Below are 19,905 nucleotides of genomic sequence, written 5' to 3' on the forward strand. Positions count from 1 at the left end.
TTTTACCCAAACGCCTAAAAGCGGCCGCAACGGCGCGGGTCTGTTGGTGTCCTTGCTTCCGCTTAACTTCCTGCCCATGAAATACCTGCTACTCTCTGCCCTGCTGCTGCCTGCTACCTACGCCTCGGCGCAAACTGCGACCACCGAAACCGAAGCCGTCAAGAAAACCATCCAGACATTTTTTGAAGGCATGCGCAAGGGCGACAGCACGCTGGTGCGCTCCACTTTCGCCCCCGGCGCCGTTTTTCATACCATTGCCAACCGCAACGGCACCACCCAGCTCCTGCCCGAAAATCCATCGGACTTCGTGAAGGCCGTTGGCAAGCCGCACAAGGAGGTGTGGGATGAGCGCATCACCTTCGACAAAGTCCTGATTGACGCCAACCTGGCCAGCGTCTGGACGCCCTACGAGTTTTACCTCGGCAGTACCTTCAGCCACTGCGGCTACAACTCGTTTCAGTTGGTGAAGCTGGCGGGCGGCTGGAAGATTGCGCATGTAATTGACACCCGACGCAAGGAAAAGTGTAAGTAAGAGCTGAATACCAACGTATTCGGTGAGTTTCTCTTTGCTTCTCACGAGACCTTGCGGCGCATCCCGGCTTACTACCTAGAAAGCAGGAATGCGCCTGAGCGGACTGTCGTCTGTTTTCCAATAATCCAGCTCATATAGCTCGCCTTCCTGGTCTAGGTAGAGCGAGGCAAACACCAGCACGCCATCCTCGTCCAGGAATTGGGTGTTGGCAATTCGCTCGCCTAGGCGCCGATGTGGCTGGCCGCTGGTGAACCGCAAGCCACCTATTTCCCCAGGTTTTATCTCTGCTACTTCCACCGTGTGCAGCAACGCCAGCAAGCGTTCGGCACCGGGTTTACCGCGGAGCAGGAAGACAAGCAAGCCGAGTTCCGGCAGTTTAAGTGAACGAGTGGTCATAGTGCAGGAGCCTCCGCAGCTAGGTCACCCGCGGAAGCGCCGAACTCGTTATACGGCCCTGGCAAGATCAGTAGGCCCTGGAAACGCCAGAATTGTGGCCGCATCCAGTTCTTCCAGCTTGGCCACAATACGGTCGGCCTGGTGCAAATCCTGGCCTTGTGAATGCTCGCTCAGGAAGCCGATGCAGTACATTCCCGCGGCTTTGGCCGCGGCCACGCCGTTGGCGGCATCTTCTATTACCAGGCATTCCGCTGGCGGCGTGTTGGTTAGCTCGGCCGCGCGCAAGAAGATGGCCGGATCCGGTTTTGACTTCTTGAAGTCCTCGCCGCTAACGATATGCGCGAAGAACGGGTACAGCCCAAAACGAGTAAACACCCGGTCGATAGTACCCCTGGAGGCCGACGACGCCACCACCAACGGCACACCCTGCCCGTGTAGGTCTTCCACCAGTTGGCGGGCACCGGGCAGCAAGTCCAGCTCCTTGGATTCGTCGAAGGCCTTAGCAAACAACTCCCGCTTCCGGTCCATCAACTCGTCTAGGTCCTGCGGCAAATTGAAATGCTGCTTGACCTGCTGGTATACGTTGCGGGTAGAAGCGCCCAGAAACGTGCCATATAGCTCGTCGGATACTGTAAGGCCTAGCTCGGCGAAGTGCCGAAAAAAGGCGTCGTGGTGCAGCGGCTCGGTGTCAACCAAGACCCCGTCCATATCGAAAATGACAGTGCGAATCATGCTGAAGCGGATGTGAAGAACGCGGTAAAGGTAAGGAACCTAGTTGCGCGGTTTTCACGCCTCATCCTTTGAATTCCAGTAGCCGGTGAATTGCACGCCTGTATAAGCTTCGATTGACTAAGCTCGCACACCTACCACGCTATTAGGTATGAAGTCCGTCCGTCTAATCACCAAATCCCATAAGTCCGCATTTTGTGTCTACGGCTTTCCGCAGTATCTCTGTGAAGGCCATCCGTTCTTTCTGCAAAGCTGTTGCGTGTGGTTGCCGTTGTAGCTTCAGATGCATTCGAGCCACCACCTCGCTACCCCAGCGGAATTTGCTATAGTAGTCGAACCACGGCTCTAGTATACCCTCGTGCTGGAGCTGGAAAAACAGATCATCCTCAGCGCCTCCTACTCGCTCCTGGACCAGCCCTTTGCTTGATGGGTTTTGACTATCGTGAATCAGAAAGAAATCCAGCATGCTCTGTACATAAAACGGGCAGGCTTATATGGCCTGCCCGTTTCGCTTTACTGTTACGCCCCTACCGGCTCTTCCAGTACCTCTTTCTCGATCCAGCGGCCGTCTTCGCGCATGAGTTCGATGAGTTCGTCTACGGCTTGAGCTTCGGGTACGGCCTTCTTAATGACTTCCTGGCCGCGGTAGAGGGCAATTTTGCCTTTGCCAACGCCTACATAGCCATAATCGGCGTCGGCCATTTCGCCGGGACCGTTCACGATGCAGCCCATAATGCCGATTTTCACGCCCTTGAGGTGGTCGGTGCGCTTGCGGATCATGGCCGTGGTTTCCTGGAGGTCGAACAGGGTCCGGCCGCAGCTTGGGCAGCTGATGTACTCGGTCTTGGACATGCGCGTGCGAGCCGCTTGCAGGATGCCGAAGCTAAGCTGGTTGAACTGGTCGATGTCGTGTAGCCAGGCGTCCTGCTCTTGCTCGGGCAGCAGGTCGGTGCAGAGGGCAATACCGTCGCCGAGGCCATCAATCAGCAGGCCCCCCACGTCGGTAGCCGCATCAAGCTGCGTTTGGGGCATGTTGTGCGCCGTGTACATGCGCCGAACCACTACCGGGCACGTGACGCCGTAGTCGAGCAAGTCGAAGAAGGCCCGCCGCAACTCGGGCATGGCGTGGGTGTTGGTGGTACTCAAGGTGAGTACCACGCGGGTTTCGGTGCGCAGGCGCTCTAGCAGCCCGGCATCCAGCGTATCCAATTCAACTACCAGGAAGTTGAGCTGTGGGTGGAGCTTCGTGAAATCTGCCAAGTAGGTATCGGCCGTGAGCAGAGGGTAATGGTCGAGGCGCTGGCCGCCGTCCACCCACGCACTGTGCGTCACGATTTCCTTGAGGCCGTTGGGCAGCATAAACGGCACGGGCCGCTCACCGGTGTAGATGTAGTCGGCCCCCAAGTCGCTCATCTGAAACTTGTCCAGAAACGACGAGTACAGGTGGCCCGCCGCGCGCAGATCGGCGTATTCGAGGCGCGGCAGGCGCGAGAGGTCCGCCACCACGCGAGGCACGTTCAGGCCCCCGAAGTTCATTACTTCGTGCGTAACGCGCCGGTGATACTGAAACGGGTCGAGCGGCTCCTCTTCCAGCAGCGGCCGAATGGGGTCGGCGGTGGCAGCGCGGTTGGTGTACCGATCAATCAGGGCTTTGGCAACGGGGGCTTCCGCTTCGGGTGCCTCGGTGAGGCTTACGCGCACGGTGTCGCCGAGGCCATCTTCAAGCAGCGTACCAATACCCACGGCCGACTTGATGCGTCCGTCTTCGGCTTCGCCGGCTTCCGTTACGCCAAGGTGCAGTGGGTAGGGTTGCAGGCCTTCTTCATCGAGCTTCTGTACCAGCAAGCGGTAGGCTTGCACCATCACCTGCGTGTTGGAAGCCTTCATGCTCAGCACCACATCATAGTAGTTTTCTTCCTCGCAGAGGCGCAAGAACTCCAGCGCCGATTCCACCATGCCAAGGGGCGTGTCGCCGTAGCGGCTCAGGATTCGGTCGGACAAGGAGCCGTGGTTGGTGCCAATGCGCATGGCCGTGCCGTACTGCTTGCAGATTTGTACCAGCGGCCGGAACCGCTCCCGAATACGGTCTACTTCGGCCTGGTAGGTGGCATCGGTGTACTCGATGAAGTCGAACTTCTTTTTGTCGGCGTAGTTGCCGGGGTTTACGCGCACTTTCTCCACGATGCGGGCAGCCAACTCGGCGGCGTTGGGCGTGAAGTGAATATCAGCAATGAGGGGCACGTTGCAACCCCGCTTGCGTAGCTCCTTCTTGATTTCGAGCAGGTTTTGCGCCTCTTTCACGCTCGGTGCCGTGATGCGCACGTACTCGCAGCCCGCTTCTACCATGCGCAGCGTTTGCTCCACCGATCCCAAGGTGTCCATGGTATCAACGGTGGTCATGCTCTGCACCCGAATGGGGTTGAGCCCGCCCATGGGCAGGTCTCCAATCTTCACTTCGCGGGAGAGGCGGCGCTTGTATTCGGTGAGGCTAGGGCAATAGGTCTTGTTCATAACCCGAAGGGGAGCTGTTTCTTGTAATAACAAAGGTACGGAAGGTTCGTTGTTGACTGCGTATTTGAAAAGCCTTCCTGGCTGCTCACTCACTACTATTGCCTGCCAATTCGGTAGCCGCAACTTCTGCCTAGTAGTGACTGTCTATAGAAAACTCACGCTTCTTTTCTTCTACATGAATCCTGTGAAATACCTTCTTCTGGCCGCGGCCATGCTTCTGGTGCTCCCTAGCCAAGCCCAGCAAGTGGCCCTGATTAAGCTACCAGAACTGCAAAAGCGCCTCAACCGCAAAACCGACACCACCTACGTCATCAATTTTTGGGCCACCTGGTGCGCGCCCTGCATCAAGGAGCTGCCGTATTTCGAGCAGGTAAATGCCACCTACGCCAAGCAGAAAGTGAAAGTGCTGCTGGTAAGCATGGACTACGCCTCGCAGCTCGACAAGAAAGTAAAGCCGTTTGTGCTCAAGCGCGGCTTGAAATCGGAAGTGGTGCTGCTCAACGAAACCGACCCCAACACCTGGATGGACAAGGTGGACGGCAAATGGACGGGCGCCCTGCCGTTTACGCTCATCATCAACAACGGCAAGCAGAAACGCGCCGCCTACGAAAAGGAATTCACGCAGCCCGAGCTAACAGCTGCTTTACAGCAATTTCTTAAGTAACTTCAGCTAGCAACAAGTTGCTGTTATTCAAACTCTAACCTTTCACTGCTATGAAAAAGCTTGTTCCTTTTCTGGCTGCCTGCTTCCTGCTGGTGCTGAGCAGCTACATCCGTCCGCTGGCAGGCTACCAGGTGGGCGACAAAGCCGCTGATTTCAAGCTCAAGAACGTGGACGGCAAGATGGTTTCGTTGGCCGACAATAAGTCCACCAAAGGCTACATCGTGGTGTTTACCTGCAACACCTGTCCTTACGCCCAGGCCTACGAAAGCCGCATTATTGCACTGCACCAGAAGTATGCTAGCCAGGGCTACCCTGTCGTGGCCATCAACCCCAACGACGCCGGTATTGCCCCCGGCGAATCTTTCGCTGCCATGCAGGCGCGGGCCAAAAGCAAAAACTACCCCTTCCCCTACCTCGTCGATGAAACCCAGCAGGTAGCTCAAACCTACGGTGCCACCCGCACGCCCCACCTCTACGTACTCACGCGCCAAGGCACCGGCAACGAGTTCAAGATCAGCTACATCGGCGCCATCGACGACAACTCCGAGGATGCCAAGCAAGTGAAAACCAAATACCTGGAAAACGCCATGACTGAAATCTTGGCCGGCAAACCCGCCTCCACTAGTTCCACGAAAGCTGTAGGCTGCGGCATCAAGTGGAGAAAGGCGTAAACTAGACTCCTGAGTGCCAAAGAAGTGCCTGCTGGCAGCGCGTTGCCAGCGGGCACTTCTTTTTTTGACGCTGCCAACTTACTGGTTGCCGGCGCGCTTGAATACCCCCTCTAGGGAATCGATTTGAATGCCCGGCTTTTCGTCCAGGGCGGCGTTGATCATGGCTTGCGCTACTTCCCGGCCGTGGATGGGGCGGTAGGGAGCCAGGCCGGGCACGTGCGCTACCAACGCGGCCAGCGGCAGCGCAATTCGCTCGGCTAGCCGGGGCTCCCGGCGGTTTCCGGTCAGCATGCCGGGCTGAATGATGCGGATACGCTGAAACGGCAGCCGCTTGATTGACCGCTCCAACTCGCCTTTCATGCGAGTATAAAACACAAACGCGTCAGGATCGGCCGAGGCGGCGGATACCAGCACGTAGGTTACCACGCCGTTTTGGGCAGCAGCTTCGGCCGTCCGAAATTGGTAGGTGTAGTCTACTTTATATTGGGCGCTTTGGCTGCCTGCTTGATGGAGCGTAGTACCTAAGGCCGAAAACAAAACGTCTCCCACCAACAAGTGCTGCCATTTCTCTGGCTCATCGAAATCTATCAAATGCTCTTCCAGCTTGCTAGGATTCTGATAGCCCGTAGGCCGGCGAGTGAATACCTTGATGGTAGCAAAACGGGCGTCGGAGAGCAATTGGCGGAGTAAGTAGTCGCCTACGAGGCCAGTAGCCCCAATGAGTAATGCAGTTTTCATTAAGCGCAAAGAGGTGTGAAGCGGGAAGGGCGAGCTTATTTCAAATAAAACAAAGAAAATCTTGTTCCTGTTGAGCTTCTACGCAGATGGGCTATTGGTGGCTGTTATTCAATAACTTATCTATAATCTCTTTTTCTTACTAACCCCCATTCAGGACCACCTGTGCGCGGCCACTCGCTTCGCCCTGATGCTACTCGGCCACAGTCAGCACAATCTTGCCAATGTGCTCACTGCTTTCCAGAAGTTGGTGGGCAGCCGCCGCTTCTTCCAAAGGGAACGTGCGAAAGAGTACCGGCCGAAACTTGCCTGCGTAAAGCAGCGGCCACACATGGCGCTCCACTTCCGTTGCCAAGGCGGCTTTGAAATCGGCGGACCGGGGGCGCAACGTGCTGCCCGTGATGGTGAGGCGGCGGCGCATTACCTCCAGCGCGTTGAAGTCGGCGGTGCCGCCCCGCATGGCGTTGATGAACACCAGGCGACCGTCGTCGCGTAGCAGCCGCAGGTTTTTGGGAGTGTAGTCGCCGCCTATCATATCCAGCACCACATCGGCCCCGCCCATGGCTTGCACCGCTTCTTCGAAGTCTTGCTCTTTGTAGTTGACCACTACATCGGCCCCCAATGCCCGCACGGCTTCGGCTTTGGCGGCACTCCCTACCGTAGCCACCACGCGGCTACCAAGCGCGTGGGCTAACTGCACGGCCGTGACGCCAATACCGCTGCTCCCCCCGTGCACCAGCAGCGTTTCGCCGGGTTGCAACTGCCCCCGCTGAAATACGTTGTGCCACACCGTAAACACAGTTTCCGGTAAACTGGCAGCTTCCACAAAGCTCCAGCCGGTTGGTACGGGCAGGCAGTGCCGAGCATCTACCACGGCGTATTCGGCGTAGCCACCAGCGGCTAGCAAGGCACATACCTGGTCGCCGGGCTGCCAGTGCGTGACGCTGGCACCGCATAGCTCCACAGTGCCCGCTATTTCCAGGCCCGGTATGCTGCCACTGACATCGCCGGAACCGGCGTATTTGCCTTGCCGAAGCAGCACGTCGGGGCGGTTGACCCCGGCGGCGTGCACGCGCACCAGCACTTCGTGGGCTGATGGCTTTGGTGTGGGTTGAGCTTCCAGACGGAGTACTTCCGGGCCACCGGCTTTGCTGATGATAATAGAATTCATAAGGAAGGAGTGGCGAATAGATAGGTGACCAGGCCTTATGGCAACTGCAGGATGACCTACTACTACGCGAACCAAAAGCTCCGCGCTGCTTTCCTGCGGCATTTTCCGTTTCTTGTCTTCGATGAAGAAGCTGACCCTACTCCCCCAACTCTTTCGCACCGCCGGCCAACTAACCGGTATGGCGGCCTGGCAGACCGGCCGGCTGTTTCGCAAAGCGGCTGCCTCGGCCCTGGAATCCATCCAGGAAGTGCTGCGGGCAGAAGTTAAGAAGGGCAACGCCAAACTCGTCGCCGACTTCCTCACCGACAAGGCCCTGCCCGCCGCCCGCGCTCTGCTGCTGGAACGCATGACGGCCCGGCTGCTGGTACGCTTAGGCTTGCGGGGCGCCTTGGCTTCCAACGTTATCGGCTGGATCTTGCCCTTCGTGCTCGAACAAATGGTGAAAGTTGGGCAGCGCACCGGCCTCTTCGACAAGCTCCGCGCCAACCCTACCGTACAGGACAGCCTGCTTCGCCTTGAAGAGTTAAAGGAAGCCGTCTGGAAACGCCTTGTACCCGACCATGGCACGGGTGCCCAGGTTCTGGAAGATGACGACGTCGAGCCACCCCGTCAGCTACCAGTTTGAGGATGGGAAACCTACGGCTAGCGCAACAAGACGGGCTACAGCCTACTACTGCTCGTCTTGCCGCGCCTACTGTATGCTACTTACTGCCCTGCGTGAAATCGGCCGTAACAAACAAGAACATCGGCGAGGGAATCTCGATAGACTGGCCAGTGGGGCGCAGTTTGCCTGATTTCTGGTCGACGTGGTACGTGAAGACGTTGTTGGAGTTCTGGTTGCCTACCAGCAGCAAGCGGCCGGCCGGGTCGAGCGTGAAATTGCGGGGCGTCTTGCCCTGCGTGCTTTCATGCTGAATCAGGGTTAGGTTGCTGCTGTTGTCGATGGCGAAGACGGCAATGCTGTTGTGCCCCCGGTTGGAAGCATACAGAAATTTACCATCAGGCGAAACGTGAATGTCGGCGCAAGAATTGTCGCCCACAAAGCCAGTCGGCAACGTCGAGACGGTCTGTATTTCAGTGAAGGTGCCTTTCCCTGCGTCGTAAGCCAGGGAAGTTACCGTAGAATTAAGCTCGTTGATGAGGTAGGCATTGCGGCCGTTGGGGTGAAACGTGAGGTGGCGAGGTCCCGCACCGGGTTTAGTAGTAAAAGCGGGTTCCGCGTTGCTCGTGAGCTTGCCCGTCGCGGGGTCTAGTTGGTAGCCGTATACCTTGTCGGTGCCGAGGTCCACAGCAAAGCTGTACTTATTGGCCGGGTCAGGGAGAATGCAGTGAGCGTGCGGCGCGGTCTGGTTTTTATGCGGCCCAGTGCCTTGGTGCTGGTCCATAGCAGTAGGCGCTCCTACTCGGCCATCGGCCTGCACGGGCAGCACGCTCACGTTGCCGCCCATATAGTTGGCCACCAGCACCGCTTTTTCGCTACGGTCGAGGCTGATGTAGCACGGCGAGCCTCCTTGCGAAGGCTCCTGACTTAGCAGCGTGAGGTTGCCGGTCTTAGGGTCAATAGCAAAGGCACTGACGGCCCCGCTCGGTGCTCCCCGAAACGTACTAGTTTCGTTAACAGCATACAGATGCTGCCGCTTGGCGTCCAGGGTCAGATACGTTGGGCTTGCGCCCCCTTTCAGGCCGCTTACTGGCGTTAAGGCGCCGGTAGTGGGGTTGAGCCGGTACAGGAAAATCGTATTCTCGGTTTCTGAATTTACGTTGGTACCGATATAAACCAGGTACCCCGACGCGTCGGTAGTAGGCGCAACCCGGGCGCAACCAAAAACGGAGAAAGAAGCCACCACCAGGCCCAGCCCGGTGTTTCTAAGAAAACTGCGGCGCGAGTACGATTGTCGAGTCATTAGAGCAAATGAAGTGAATGGGACGTTGGCTTGCCACCAAAGCGCAAAAGCAATAGCCGGGCTTTCGTGACACGGAAGCAAACTACAAAAATCTCCAACCTACCCACCTATCACCTGAAATCACCATTGAAATCCAGCTAGGATTCCAAGAAACGCTCTTGCTCACATTACCGCACTACCTGTCCGAATAACGAAACGTAGCCTAGATTGGTCGGGCTAATTTTACGCACGTTGCAGCTTACCAATTCTCACTTTGCTGGTTAGTGACGGAGTTAAGAATACATTACTGAAGTATTCATTTACAAACTCCCATTATTGCTTAATACAGCAAATAGCTGATGTGCCGCGCCACAAAAACTAGGTTCCAACGGCATTTGTGCTGGTTGAATGGTAGGTTTGCGCGCATCTTTTCCTTCTTACTCCAGCTATGAAAGGCTTTATTTTCGATTTGAATGGTACCATGATCCATGACATGGAATACCATACCAGAGCTTGGCAACACATCCTCAACCACGACTTAGGCGGCAATTTCACTTGGGAAGAAGTTAAGCCCCAGATGTATGGCAAAAACCAGGAAGTTCTAGTAAGAATGTTTGGGCCCGATAGATTCACTGAGCAGGAAATGCAGGACTTATCCGTGGCCAAAGAACAGCGCTACCAAGAAGAGTTTCTTCCGCATTTGCAGCTTCTGCCTGGCCTCCACACTTTTCTGGAAGAAGCCCATCAGCAGCGTATTCCCATGGCAATTGGCTCGGCTGCTATTCCATTCAATATCGATTTCGTACTCGACAACTTGAACATTCGGCACTACTTCAAAGCCATTGTAAGTGCCGATGATGTGGTATTAAGCAAACCCCACCCCGAAACCTTCCTAAAAGCCGCCGAGTTGCTAGGCGTATCACCCGCTGACTGCGTGGTTTTTGAAGATGTGCCGAAAGGGGCCGAGGCCGCTCAAAACGCCAGTATGAAGGCAGTTGTGCTAACTACCACGCACCAACCCTCCGAATTCATTCATCTGCAAAACGTGTTGCACTTCGCCACCGATTTCCACGACGAGTTTATGAAAAGCCTTTTATAGAGAATAATAACTGCTCGAGTGTTAAAAGCCTCTTCCTGGTTGTGAAGAGGCTTTTTTATTTCGCTAGCTTTAAATGTGCGATGCTAGAGTATGCTATATTCCTACCGTACTCAAGCCAAGCTTTTTAAAAAGCTGAAGCTCATTTATAGTAGGCTAAGTATGAATTAAATAACAATTGCTTGCACCTATTTGGAATTGTTCGTATATACCTTTGTGTTTCGCGATATATTTGTTTGCTTTTAAATTAATACCCTACTCATGGAAAATGCAGTTGCAGTAGCTAATTACTTCGTCAGGAAGTCGTTGGACTCGGGCATTCCTGTCACGCCCATGAAGCTGGTGAAGCTCGTGTACGTGGCGCACGGCTGGTATTTGGGCTTGACCGGCGAGCCCCTTATTGCCGAGGCTGTACAGGCCTGGAAGTATGGGCCGGTTGTACCCTCCGTTTACGACAGCTTCAAGATGTACGGGGGTGCTCCTATTACGGAGCCGGCCGGCATGCTTAGTCCTAATGGTCAGAGCGTCTACTACAACATCAGCAAGCCTGAGCTAGCCGCTTTCCTCGACAAAGTATGGGAAGAGTACAAAGACTACTCAGCTGTTGAATTATCGGCCCTGACGCATCAGGAACGCACTCCTTGGTTTGACACATGGCACAACAAGGGCGGCAAAGCTAACCGGGCCGTTCCCATTGCCAACGATGCCATTCAGTCGCACTACCATATGCTAGCGAGTGCCAACGTCGCCTAATCCCAAACCCACTCCCGACCTCAGCGCCATCCAGGCTGAAAAGCGTCCGACCCGACGCGGGGCTCTGCAAGCTGCCGAGCAGGAAAAAGACTGGTTTGAAGAAGACAAGCGCAAAGGTAAGCACCGCCGCGACCAGCAAGCCCGCAATCTACTGCACTGGGTTTTGCTGGTTTTGTTGGTTGTAGCCGGCATTATTCTACTGGTGGCCCTAGTAATTCGGGCCTGCCACGTCTTCCTGCCACCCGACCAGTTCTGGCTCACCAAAGAGCAATTAGACTTTATCGACCACCTGTTTCAGTTGGCTGGCTCTGGCTTTCTAGGTGGCCTAATGACGCGGTATCTAACGCGCAACATCGAGGAATAAGAGTTCTTCATTAGAGCAACTTCTAAAAGCTAGAGAGTTGCTAATAAGTCTGCTTCTGAGAATACTAAATAGCTGAAGCGCAGTTTATAGGGAAGCTGGTGTAAACCACTGAATAATTAATCTATATTTTTTTCTAATCAGACAGTATTATACAAATCCCTAAGCTCATCTCTATACGTATATTAACAGCTATTATTAGAACTATCTAATTCTTGAGAACAAGTATTGTTAAAGGTTCCTCAACAAAAGCTGAGGTGCTCTTGGTTGATCTAGTATTCTGAATACTCATACAGTTTACAGTACGCTCTTTTCTACTTGCTTGGCAGACATCTGGCTATCTACAGCATGAGGACAGAAATACGTAATGCATTCGGTGAAGTCTATCTCACCATTGAGTACTTAAAGGCAATGAATGTGGTTTACAATAACTGGATTGGTTACCAGACCTACGCTGGCATAGTAGGTGGGGCTAATACCTGTCTGCAGATTATTGAAGAGAATCACTGCCCGTATATGCTTAATGATAATAGCAAAGTAGTTGGCCCATGGGATCATGCCCTAGAATGGCTTACCACCGATTGGGCCCCACGAGCTATCCAAAGTGGCCTTACGCATTTTGCTCACGTAGTAAGTTCCGAATCCTTTGCCGCTTTCTCGGCTCACAACATGCACACTGGTATTACCGAGAAGCTGCAGATGCACATCTTCGACAGTACTGTTGAGGCGTTGGAATGGCTTCGAGTTGTCCAGCAAACGTAACTCGCACCTTAGCTAAGCAGACGGCAAGGCAATGCTGATTACTTAGCTTAAAGATAGGCCCTCCTAATTCTGGACCATTACAGTAGGCACACAAAAAAAGCCGCCCCCACCCGGAAACGGCTTTTTTGAAATCGATGCGCGGAGAAAATTCCCACCCAACTCCGGCCCGATTCTGTACCCTGTGCTTAGTGCCGGAACAAAAGTTCGCGGTACTTCACGAGGGGCCAGTCCTCATCGGATACCATTAGCTCAAGTTTATCAACCGAGCGGCGAATGGTATCGAAATGTGCTTTGACGGTATCGCAGTAGGCTATTGCCCGCTCACGGGTATCGTCAATTTTGTTGGCTACTTTGCGGGCATTAACCATCTCATCCACAGTGGTTTTGATGATGGTAATATGGCGCGAAATAGCTTTGATGGTGTCTACAGTTACTTGTGTATCGGCATCGTCGAGGCCTAACTCGCGCAGGCCGCGTACGTTGGTAATCAGTTTGGTTTGATAGGCTACTGCGGTTGGAATGATGTGGTTGATGGCCAAATCACCCATCACGCGGCTTTCTATTTGAATCTTTTTGATGTACTCTTCGAGCAGAATCTCGTGCCGGGCGTGCAGCTCGACGTGAGAGAAGATCTTGTGGCGCTCAAACAAAGATAATGCTTCTCCCGTTACCATCGCATCTAAAGCTTGCGGTGTAGTAGGCACATTAGCAAGACCCCGCTTGGCGGCTTCCTCTTTCCACTCGTCAGAGTAGCCATTGCCCTCGAAACGGATGTTCTTCGAGCTGATAACATACTCGCGCAGCACCTCCACAATCGCCACTTCTTTCTTCTTGCCCTGATCGATGAGCTTGTCTACCGACGTTTTGAAGTCGATAAGCTGCTCTGCTACAATGGCATTCAGCGTAGTCATGGCCGACGAGCAGTTCGCTGATGAACCTACGGCGCGCAATTCAAATTTGTTGCCTGTGAAGGCGAACGGTGACGTCCGGTTACGGTCGGTATTGTCGAGCAGAATAGCAGGAATCTTGTCGATACCCAGCTTCAGGTAGATGTTGTCGCCTTTATCGAGCGGCAGCTTGGCCGTGCGCTCCAGCTCATCTAGTACCGAGTCCAGCATCGAGCCTACGAATACCGACATGATAGCCGGCGGAGCTTCGTTGGCACCAAGGCGGTGGTCGTTAGAAGCCGAAGCAATGCTAGAGCGCAGCAGCTCACCGTAGGTATGCACTGCCTTGATCGTGCTGATGAAGAATGCCAGGAACTGTAGATTCTCTTTCGGACGACGGCCGGGAGCCAACAGATTTACCCCGGTGTCGGTGCTCATAGCCCAGTTGTTGTGCTTACCCGAGCCGTTTACACCCGCAAAAGGCTTCTCGTGTAGCAGCGCCCGGAAGTTGTGCTTATCAGCTGTGCGTTCCATCAGATCCATCAGGAGCTGGTTGTGGTCGACAGCCAAGTTGGCATCTTCAAAAGTAGGCGCGCACTCGAACTGGTGCGGTGCTACTTCGTTGTGGCGAGTGCGCAGTGGAATACCCAGCTTGGTGGCTTCTTCCTCGAAATCGAGCATGAAGGCGTGCACCCGAGCCGGAATCGAGCCAAAGTAATGGTCTTCAAGCTGCTGGCCTTTGGCTGGCGAATGACCGAACAACGTACGGCCAGTCATTACAAGGTCAGGGCGAGCGGCGTGCAGTGCCTTATCAACCAGGAAGTACTCCTGCTCGATACCCAATGTCGTGTGTACGCGGCTTACGTCCTTATCGAAGTAGTGGCATACGTCTACGGCTGCTTTTTCCAGCGCGGCCAACGACTTCAGTAGGGGCGCCTTGTAGTCCAGTGCTTCACCGGTGTAGGCCACGAAGATTGTGGGAATACACAAGGTTTTAGCACCGGCCGTTTCGATGATGAAGGCAGGAGAAGTTGGGTCCCAAGCCGTGTAGCCACGAGCTTCGAACGTGTTGCGGATACCGCCGTTGGGGAACGACGAAGCATCGGGCTCCTGCTGAACCAGCGCCGAGCCTTTGAAATTTTCTATTGGACGACCGTCCGAGTTTAAATCAAAGAACGAGTCATGCTTCTCGGCCGTCGCACCGGTCAGCGGCTGAAACCAGTGCGTGTAGTGCGTAGCACCCTTCGACATGGCCCAAGTTTTCATGGCCGAGGCCACTGCGTCGGCTACGCTATGCTCTACTGGAGAGCTTTGTTTGATAGCGGCCTGCAGCTTCTTGAAGTATTCGCCGGGCATTGTTGCCCGCATCGCTTCCAGATTGAAGACATTTTTGCCGAATGTGTCGGAGCGACGCTCACCATTGCCCTCTATTATCAGCGGTTTACGCTGGTCAACTAACTCGAGTGCTTTGAAGCGAAGAATTGCCATGTAAGGGTGAGAAGGTTAGAATGAGCCGTTTTTGATGATGGCAAATGTGAAGCGCATTTTTTGCTTTTCCAAACGCACCCTTCCAAAAACGGAAGTTATTTTTCAATTCTTAGCCTTTTTTCTCCGTTACCCCCTCTAAAATCGGTGCTTCGTTAAAAAAACTGATAAAAATATTGAGAAGAGGGGTATTTCGGAATCGATTGCGCAAATCGAGTGAAGATGATTTTGCTGGCTGCTCTGGCAAGCGCCACAGTTGACAACCGCAAATCCGGGTTGAAACCCACCGTTCCGGGGCCATGACCATTACCTTTGCCCCGTGAAAAACCGATTTCAGTTTCAGTGGCGCTACTTTTTATTTTGGCTGGCTTATTTCATAGTAGCCAAGGCGCTGTTTCTGCTTTATCACTTCTCTAAAACTGCACCTCTACCGGCCAGTACTCTAGCAGGCATCTTCGGTTATGGCCTGCGGTTAGATGCTTCCACAACGGCATATCTGAGCCTTGTTCCCTTTACGCTTTTCATTTTAGGCTCCTTGCTTGGGCCACGCTTCCCATTTGGGGCACTTGTCAGAAGCTACACGGCAGTGGCTGGGCTACTGGTAGCCTTGCTGAGCGTGGCTGACCTGGAGCTGTACCGGGTGTGGGGCTTCCGGATGGATGCTACTCCGCTGCAGTATATAAGCTCCCCCACTGAGATGGCCGCATCGGCGGGCAGTGCGCCTCTGCTGATACTTGGGCTGGCGCTGCTGGCGCTCTTAGGAGCAGGCGTACTCCTATATAATAAGGTAGTAGGCAAAACACCGCCGCTACCCGTTGGTTTTGGGCGCGGACGGGCGGCGCTGGCTGGGCTGCTATACACGGCTTTGTTGGTGGTACCGCTGCGGGGTGGCCTGCAGCAGATTCCCGTCAACCAAAGCGACGTGTACTTCTCGGCCGTTCCGTTTGCCAACCACGCCGCAGTGAACCTACCCTGGAATGTCGCCAACTCTGTTCGGCTGCGCGACAAAAACACCGACCGTTACCGCTTCCTGCCCGACTCAACTGCCACCCGGCTTGTGCAGCCCCTTTACACCTATACACAGGCAGCTCCCGATTCCACAACCCACACGCTGTTGCGCAGTAAGCACCCGAATGTAGTATTCATCATTTTGGAGAGCTTCACGTCCAAGCTAGTAGGCAGCGTGGGCGGCGAGGTGGGCATTACACCGAATTTGGACAGCTTAGCTCGCACGGGAGTTTTATTCAATAACATATACGCTGCCGGCGACCGGAGCCAAAAAGGATTGGTGGCCCTATTATCCGGCTTTCCCAATCAGCCCAACAACAGTATTATTAAGTATCCGCGCAAAACCCAACAGTTAGCCCACCTGTGTCAGTCGCTGAAACAAGTAGGCTACAGTTCCCACTATTATTATGGCGGAGAATTGGCTTTCGCCAACATGAAAAGCTACCTCGTAACGGCTGGCTACGAGAAGCTGACCGAGCGCGACGACTTTCCTAAAAGCCAGCAAAACTCGAAGTGGGGCGCCCACGACCACATCGTATTCGACCGGGTGCTGCAAGACCTCCGGTCACAGCCCCAGCCTTTCTTTAGCACCATCTTCACACTGAGCAGCCACGAGCCATTCGAGATTCCGATTGCGCGCAAATTCAAAGGCACCGACGAAACGGCGCTCTTCCGCAACTCCGTGTATTATACCGATTGGGCGCTGGGGCGCTTTCTGCAGGAAGCCCGCCGGCAGCCCTGGTACGATAACACGTTGCTGGTGCTGGCGGCAGACCACGGCCACCAGCTACCGGGCGACAATTCCGTGGAAGACCCGGCTAAGTTTCGGATTCCGCTGGTGCTGGCTGGTGGAGCGCTACGCCCCGAGGTGCGAGGCCGCGTAGTATCGGACCTAGGCTCCCAGACCGATGTGGCCGCTACCCTGCTGGCACAATTGCGTCTGCCCACGGCTTCCTACCGCTGGAGCCGCGACCTGCTGCGCCCCGTGCGTCAGCCGTCGGCGTTTTACTGCTACACCGATGGATTCGGCTTCGTGACGCCTGCGGGCCTGGTGCTTTTCGATAATGTCTCGCGCCAAGAAATTCGCCGCGACGCGGGAGTATCAGCCGCGCAGTTACAGCAAGGGCAAGCCTACGAGCAACTAACCTACGCAGATTATCTGGCGAAATAAGTTGATGGTCGAGACCGAGTTGCGCGGGCTTAGGAAAGATCAACGGCTTTCTGATAAAGCAGATTAGCTCAGCTAGGCGCTTCTTTGGTTGAAACCTCGCCGCAGGAGAGCACAGGATAGTCGTGCTGCTTGGAAGCTAGTAATTCGTAACCGCAAAAGGAGTGCCTTGCTGTCTTTTCCCGTGTTACCCTTACTCCTGTCTAGGATGCCTCTTCTCCTACGCTGCCTGATTTTGCTGTTGCTCCTGGCTCCCTCTACTATGCTAGCGCAGCAGAAGTTGGTGGGCAAGCTAGCACCCAAGCCATTGTATCGGGACCCGATTTATGATGGTGCGGCCGATCCAGTGATTATCTGGAATAAGAAGGAAAAGAAATGGTTTATGTTTTACACCAACCGCCGTGCTACTGATACCACGGCTGCGGGTGTCACGTGGGTGCATGGCACCCGCATCGGTATTGCCGAATCAGCGGATGGCGGCGCTACTTGGCGCTACCGCGACACGGCCAACATCAACTACCGTCCCACCCCGCAGTACACGCACTGGGCGCCCGATGTAATAGAAGACAACGGCGGCGTGTACCACATGTTTCTGACTTACGTGCCGGGCATTTTCACCGACTGGAACCACCCGCGCAGCATTCTACACTTAACTAGTTCGGACTTGCTGAACTGGAAGTACGAATCGAGTTTGGTGCTAGCTACCGATAAAGTGATTGACGCGTGCGTGTACCAGTTGCCCGATGGCACGTGGCGTATGTGGTACAACAACGAGCGGGATGGCAAAAGCATTTACTATGCCGACAGTCCCGACCTCTACCACTGGCAAGACAAAGGCAAGGCCCTAACGGAACGCGGCGAAGGCCCCAAAGTGTTTCAGTGGCAGGGGCACTACTGGATGATAATTGACAAATGGAAAGGCCTGGGCGTTTACAGTTCCTCGGACCTGAAGCAATGGCAGGGCCAGCCCGAACGCCTACTCGAACTCCCTGGCAAAGGCCCATTTGACCAGGCTATTGGCGGCCACCCCGACGTGCTAGTACAAGGCGACCGGGCCTTTCTGTTCTACTTCACCCATCCTGGTCGCAACCCGGGCACCTCTTCTGCTAGTGCTGGCCTCGACAGCAAGCGCAGCCTGATTCAGGTGGTAGAACTGCATTACCAAGCGGGCCAGCTCACCGCCGACCGTGACCAGCCTGCGTACATAAAGCTAACTCCGGCCGCCGCTAGTAAGCGTCTGAAGCGGTAATACCCTCATTGCCGTTCTCTTGGTAAGGAACCTAAAGCATGCGTAATTCGGGCACGCTTAGCTTTCCTATGCATGACTGACTTACTCTTTGTTTATAATGCTGACAGCGGCTTTCTCAACGGAGCACTGGATGCATTCCACAAGATTCTGTCGCCCCGTACGTACCCCTGCTCGTTGTGCGCGGTTACGTACGGCAACACCAGCATGCGCAGTGAATGGAAAGACTATATCCAGTCTTTGCCCGTGAAAACCCGTTTTCTGCACCGGGACGAGTTTTTGGCAGAATTCCCTCAACTACAAGAATATCCGTTGCCTGCTGCCTTCAGGGCAACTGGCAAGGAGTGGCAGCTCTTTTTATCGAAAACGGAGCTTGACAGCCTGGATTTGCCGCGTTTGATGGAAACAATAACTGCGCGCCTTGCTTGACGATTGGCGCAGAGACGCTACCAGTAAAGCGCACACGACAGGAGCCCAACAGCTTAAATCCAGTTATTTTCGTAGTAATAGTCCACCTGCGTAGCTGCGCCTGCTACTTACCGCCTGCCTGTTGCCTTGCAAAGTATTGATTTCACGCAGGCATGAGGGCTGTTAAGCGGGCCCAAAGTAGCACGCCAAGCTTACTGATCTGCTATGCCCACTATCCCCGCCCGCCTCACCTGCGTTATCATCGACGACAACGAAATGAATCGTCTGACGCTCGAGCATTTCGTGGAACTCACAGATTCTCTCACGCTACTGGCCTCGCTTTCCGACAGTATAGAAGCCTTAACCTTTCTCAAATCCAATCCTTCGGTGGATGTGCTGCTGCTCGACATTGAAATGCCACATCTCTCGGGCCTGGACTTGGTAAAAATTCTGCCTCAACCGCAGCCAGAAGTCATCCTCGTTACCTCCCACCGCGACTTTGCTGTCGAAGCCTTCGCCCTGCGCGTGGCCGATTATCTAGTGAAACCAGTGGAGTACGCACGCTTTGTTCAAGCCATGAACATAGCCGCCGACCGGCGTGCTGCATCCAAAACAGCCCCCTCTGAACCCACCAGCGCCGAAGTGCAGGTTCCCGCGCAGGGCTCGGTGCTGTTTGTGAAGGTAAACAACAAGCTGGTGCGTCTCAATTTCGACGAAGTGCTCTACATAGAAGCTATGTCGACATACTCCGTGATTGTAACGCCCACTCAAAAGCACATTGTATATGCTTCGCTCAAGGCCTTGGAGCAGCGCCTGCCGTTTGCTCATTTTCGGCGGGTTCACCGCTCGTATGTCGTCAACACCCACCGGATTTCGTTTATCGAAGACAACATGCTGGTGTTAGGTCCTTACGAAGTACCCGTGGGCAAATCGTATCAGGAAGAGTTCTTCCGAAGTCTGCCCAATTTGTAAAGCTAAAACAGCTTTAAACAGCAACGGGCCCCAAACTCTACTTTGAGTTTGGGGCCCGTTTCTTACTCTATTTCCCGAACAGATTATAAAAAGGCAATCTGCTCTAGTGCTTGTGCTTTATACTACTTATGGTTGACTAGTAAAGTGTTCCGGCGCTGGCTGATGCGTTGCTCAACAGCAGCAATACCGTTAGTAGTATGGTGAGAAAACCTGCTAAGTAGAAGCGAGAGTACCGGTGAATGTTATCGATCAGTCTCGAAGAGAAAGAAGAAGTGGTAATCATAGCAGTGAGGTGCTCTTGAACTTAGAACTGTAGTTGTGTTTATGAATACAAACCTACATACTGCCACCCCGCTTATGTGAATATTTCGCTAAACAATAGGCTATGCTACACGAACGGTCCTTTTATCTATGCGAACGTGTAGCACAAAGACAGGATTGATTTGCGTCTTCTGTTCGAGCGCAAA

At 54.3% G+C, this 19,905-nt stretch carries 19 protein-coding genes; 12 read left to right on the forward strand and 7 right to left on the reverse strand.

What is annotated here, in order from left to right:
* Positions 1-76 precede the first annotated feature (76 nt).
* Positions 77-532 (forward strand): nuclear transport factor 2 family protein, encoded by a 456-nt coding sequence (locus tag P1X16_RS10210; protein WP_277228344.1) that lies wholly within the window; start codon positions 77-79, stop codon positions 530-532.
* A gap of 75 nt (positions 533-607) precedes the next feature.
* Here P1X16_RS10210 and P1X16_RS10215 read toward each other — a convergent pair whose 3' ends face one another.
* The 3 genes from P1X16_RS10215 to ispG form a co-directional block, all read right to left on the reverse strand.
* Complete coding sequence (locus tag P1X16_RS10215) at positions 608-928, reverse strand: hypothetical protein (protein ID WP_277228347.1); 321 nt, start codon at positions 926-928, stop codon at positions 608-610.
* A 48-nt stretch (positions 929-976) separates the two neighbouring features.
* Complete coding sequence (locus P1X16_RS10220; RefSeq protein WP_277228350.1) at positions 977-1,660, reverse strand: HAD family phosphatase; 684 nt, start codon at positions 1,658-1,660, stop codon at positions 977-979.
* A gap of 516 nt (positions 1,661-2,176) precedes the next feature.
* Entirely contained in the window at positions 2,177-4,168 is a 1,992-nt protein-coding gene (gene ispG, locus P1X16_RS10225; RefSeq protein ID WP_277228353.1) for a (E)-4-hydroxy-3-methylbut-2-enyl-diphosphate synthase, read from the reverse strand.
* A 184-nt stretch (positions 4,169-4,352) separates the two neighbouring features.
* Here ispG and P1X16_RS10230 point away from each other — a divergent pair, with 184 nt between their 5' ends.
* Together P1X16_RS10230 and P1X16_RS10235 are read left to right on the forward strand one after the other, a co-directional pair.
* Complete coding sequence (locus tag P1X16_RS10230) at positions 4,353-4,832, forward strand: TlpA disulfide reductase family protein (RefSeq protein WP_277228356.1); 480 nt, start codon at positions 4,353-4,355, stop codon at positions 4,830-4,832.
* 50 nt (positions 4,833-4,882) lie between these two features.
* Entirely contained in the window at positions 4,883-5,503 is a 621-nt protein-coding gene (locus P1X16_RS10235) for a thioredoxin family protein (RefSeq protein WP_277228359.1), read from the forward strand.
* 78 nt (positions 5,504-5,581) lie between these two features.
* On the opposite strand, the gene P1X16_RS10240 is transcribed toward P1X16_RS10235, so the two are convergent.
* Together P1X16_RS10240 and P1X16_RS10245 are read right to left on the reverse strand one after the other, a co-directional pair.
* Complete coding sequence (locus P1X16_RS10240) at positions 5,582-6,241, reverse strand: NAD(P)H-binding protein (protein WP_277228362.1); 660 nt, start codon at positions 6,239-6,241, stop codon at positions 5,582-5,584.
* A 190-nt stretch (positions 6,242-6,431) separates the two neighbouring features.
* On the reverse strand, positions 6,432-7,409 hold the full coding sequence (locus P1X16_RS10245; protein WP_277228363.1) for an NAD(P)H-quinone oxidoreductase: 978 nt from the start codon (positions 7,407-7,409) through the stop codon (positions 6,432-6,434).
* A 121-nt stretch (positions 7,410-7,530) separates the two neighbouring features.
* Between P1X16_RS10245 and P1X16_RS10250 the strand changes: the two genes are divergently transcribed.
* Complete coding sequence (locus P1X16_RS10250) at positions 7,531-8,034, forward strand: hypothetical protein (protein WP_277228365.1); 504 nt, start codon at positions 7,531-7,533, stop codon at positions 8,032-8,034.
* 76 nt (positions 8,035-8,110) lie between these two features.
* Here the strand turns inward: P1X16_RS10250 and P1X16_RS10255 are convergent, their stop codons facing one another.
* Positions 8,111-9,313: a lactonase family protein gene (locus tag P1X16_RS10255; protein ID WP_277228368.1), complete on the reverse strand. Its 1,203-nt coding sequence runs from the start codon at positions 9,311-9,313 to the stop codon at positions 8,111-8,113.
* A gap of 427 nt (positions 9,314-9,740) precedes the next feature.
* On the opposite strand from P1X16_RS10255, the gene P1X16_RS10260 reads away from it, so the two are divergent.
* The 4 genes from P1X16_RS10260 to P1X16_RS10275 all read left to right on the forward strand — a co-directional run bounded on the left by P1X16_RS10260 (position 9,741) and on the right by P1X16_RS10275 (position 12,264).
* Positions 9,741-10,391 (forward strand): HAD family phosphatase, encoded by a 651-nt coding sequence (locus P1X16_RS10260; RefSeq protein WP_277228372.1) that lies wholly within the window; start codon positions 9,741-9,743, stop codon positions 10,389-10,391.
* 258 nt (positions 10,392-10,649) lie between these two features.
* Positions 10,650-11,141 carry a type II toxin-antitoxin system antitoxin SocA domain-containing protein gene (locus P1X16_RS10265; protein WP_277228375.1) on the forward strand — a complete coding sequence of 164 codons (492 nt, stop codon included), beginning with the start codon at positions 10,650-10,652 and terminating at the stop codon, positions 11,139-11,141.
* Positions 11,125-11,505 (forward strand): hypothetical protein, encoded by a 381-nt coding sequence (locus P1X16_RS10270; protein ID WP_277228378.1) that lies wholly within the window; start codon positions 11,125-11,127, stop codon positions 11,503-11,505. Before P1X16_RS10265 ends, P1X16_RS10270 begins: the two co-directional genes overlap by 17 nt.
* A 513-nt stretch (positions 11,506-12,018) precedes the next feature.
* Positions 12,019-12,264 carry a hypothetical protein gene (locus P1X16_RS10275; protein WP_277228381.1) on the forward strand — a complete coding sequence of 82 codons (246 nt, stop codon included), beginning with the start codon at positions 12,019-12,021 and terminating at the stop codon, positions 12,262-12,264.
* A 185-nt stretch (positions 12,265-12,449) separates the two neighbouring features.
* On the opposite strand, the gene P1X16_RS10280 is transcribed toward P1X16_RS10275, so the two are convergent.
* Complete coding sequence (locus P1X16_RS10280; protein WP_277228384.1) at positions 12,450-14,639, reverse strand: glutamine synthetase III; 2,190 nt, start codon at positions 14,637-14,639, stop codon at positions 12,450-12,452.
* 316 nt (positions 14,640-14,955) lie between these two features.
* On the opposite strand from P1X16_RS10280, the gene P1X16_RS10285 reads away from it, so the two are divergent.
* The 4 genes from P1X16_RS10285 to P1X16_RS10300 all read left to right on the forward strand — a co-directional run bounded on the left by P1X16_RS10285 (position 14,956) and on the right by P1X16_RS10300 (position 19,438).
* Positions 14,956-16,815, forward strand: coding sequence for an LTA synthase family protein (locus tag P1X16_RS10285; RefSeq protein ID WP_277228387.1), 1,860 nt, complete (start codon positions 14,956-14,958; stop codon positions 16,813-16,815).
* A gap of 205 nt (positions 16,816-17,020) precedes the next feature.
* Complete coding sequence (locus P1X16_RS10290; RefSeq protein WP_277228389.1) at positions 17,021-18,061, forward strand: hypothetical protein; 1,041 nt, start codon at positions 17,021-17,023, stop codon at positions 18,059-18,061.
* A 72-nt stretch (positions 18,062-18,133) separates the two neighbouring features.
* Complete coding sequence (locus tag P1X16_RS10295) at positions 18,134-18,487, forward strand: hypothetical protein (protein ID WP_277228392.1); 354 nt, start codon at positions 18,134-18,136, stop codon at positions 18,485-18,487.
* Between the two features lie 204 nt (positions 18,488-18,691).
* The gene (locus tag P1X16_RS10300) at positions 18,692-19,438 is read left to right on the forward strand and encodes a LytTR family DNA-binding domain-containing protein (protein WP_277228394.1); all 747 of its coding nucleotides are present in this window, start codon (positions 18,692-18,694) and stop codon (positions 19,436-19,438) included.
* Positions 19,439-19,905 lie beyond the last annotated feature (467 nt).

Origin of the sequence: Hymenobacter sp. YC55 (assembly GCF_029433095.1) — a bacterium.
In the GTDB taxonomy this organism is placed as follows: domain Bacteria; phylum Bacteroidota; class Bacteroidia; order Cytophagales; family Hymenobacteraceae; genus Hymenobacter.

Excerpts from the sequence above, each read along its gene's own strand:
- P1X16_RS10210 (WP_277228344.1), top strand. The coding sequence starts at position 77 with ATGAAATACCTGCTACTCTCTGCCCTGCTGCTGCCTGCTACCTACGCC.
- P1X16_RS10215 (WP_277228347.1), bottom strand. The coding sequence starts at position 928 with ATGACCACTCGTTCACTTAAACTGCCGGAACTCGGCTTGCTTGTCTTC.
- P1X16_RS10220 (WP_277228350.1), bottom strand. The coding sequence starts at position 1,660 with ATGATTCGCACTGTCATTTTCGATATGGACGGGGTCTTGGTTGACACC.
- ispG (WP_277228353.1), bottom strand. The coding sequence starts at position 4,168 with ATGAACAAGACCTATTGCCCTAGCCTCACCGAATACAAGCGCCGCCTC.
- P1X16_RS10235 (WP_277228359.1), top strand. The coding sequence starts at position 4,883 with ATGAAAAAGCTTGTTCCTTTTCTGGCTGCCTGCTTCCTGCTGGTGCTG.
- P1X16_RS10240 (WP_277228362.1), bottom strand. The coding sequence starts at position 6,241 with ATGAAAACTGCATTACTCATTGGGGCTACTGGCCTCGTAGGCGACTAC.
- P1X16_RS10245 (WP_277228363.1), bottom strand. The coding sequence starts at position 7,409 with ATGAATTCTATTATCATCAGCAAAGCCGGTGGCCCGGAAGTACTCCGT.
- P1X16_RS10250 (WP_277228365.1), top strand. The coding sequence starts at position 7,531 with ATGAAGAAGCTGACCCTACTCCCCCAACTCTTTCGCACCGCCGGCCAA.
- P1X16_RS10255 (WP_277228368.1), bottom strand. The coding sequence starts at position 9,313 with ATGACTCGACAATCGTACTCGCGCCGCAGTTTTCTTAGAAACACCGGG.
- P1X16_RS10260 (WP_277228372.1), top strand. The coding sequence starts at position 9,741 with ATGAAAGGCTTTATTTTCGATTTGAATGGTACCATGATCCATGACATG.
- P1X16_RS10265 (WP_277228375.1), top strand. The coding sequence starts at position 10,650 with ATGGAAAATGCAGTTGCAGTAGCTAATTACTTCGTCAGGAAGTCGTTG.
- P1X16_RS10275 (WP_277228381.1), top strand. The coding sequence starts at position 12,019 with ATGCTTAATGATAATAGCAAAGTAGTTGGCCCATGGGATCATGCCCTA.
- P1X16_RS10280 (WP_277228384.1), bottom strand. The coding sequence starts at position 14,639 with ATGGCAATTCTTCGCTTCAAAGCACTCGAGTTAGTTGACCAGCGTAAA.
- P1X16_RS10290 (WP_277228389.1), top strand. The coding sequence starts at position 17,021 with ATGCCTCTTCTCCTACGCTGCCTGATTTTGCTGTTGCTCCTGGCTCCC.
- P1X16_RS10295 (WP_277228392.1), top strand. The coding sequence starts at position 18,134 with ATGACTGACTTACTCTTTGTTTATAATGCTGACAGCGGCTTTCTCAAC.
- P1X16_RS10300 (WP_277228394.1), top strand. The coding sequence starts at position 18,692 with ATGCCCACTATCCCCGCCCGCCTCACCTGCGTTATCATCGACGACAAC.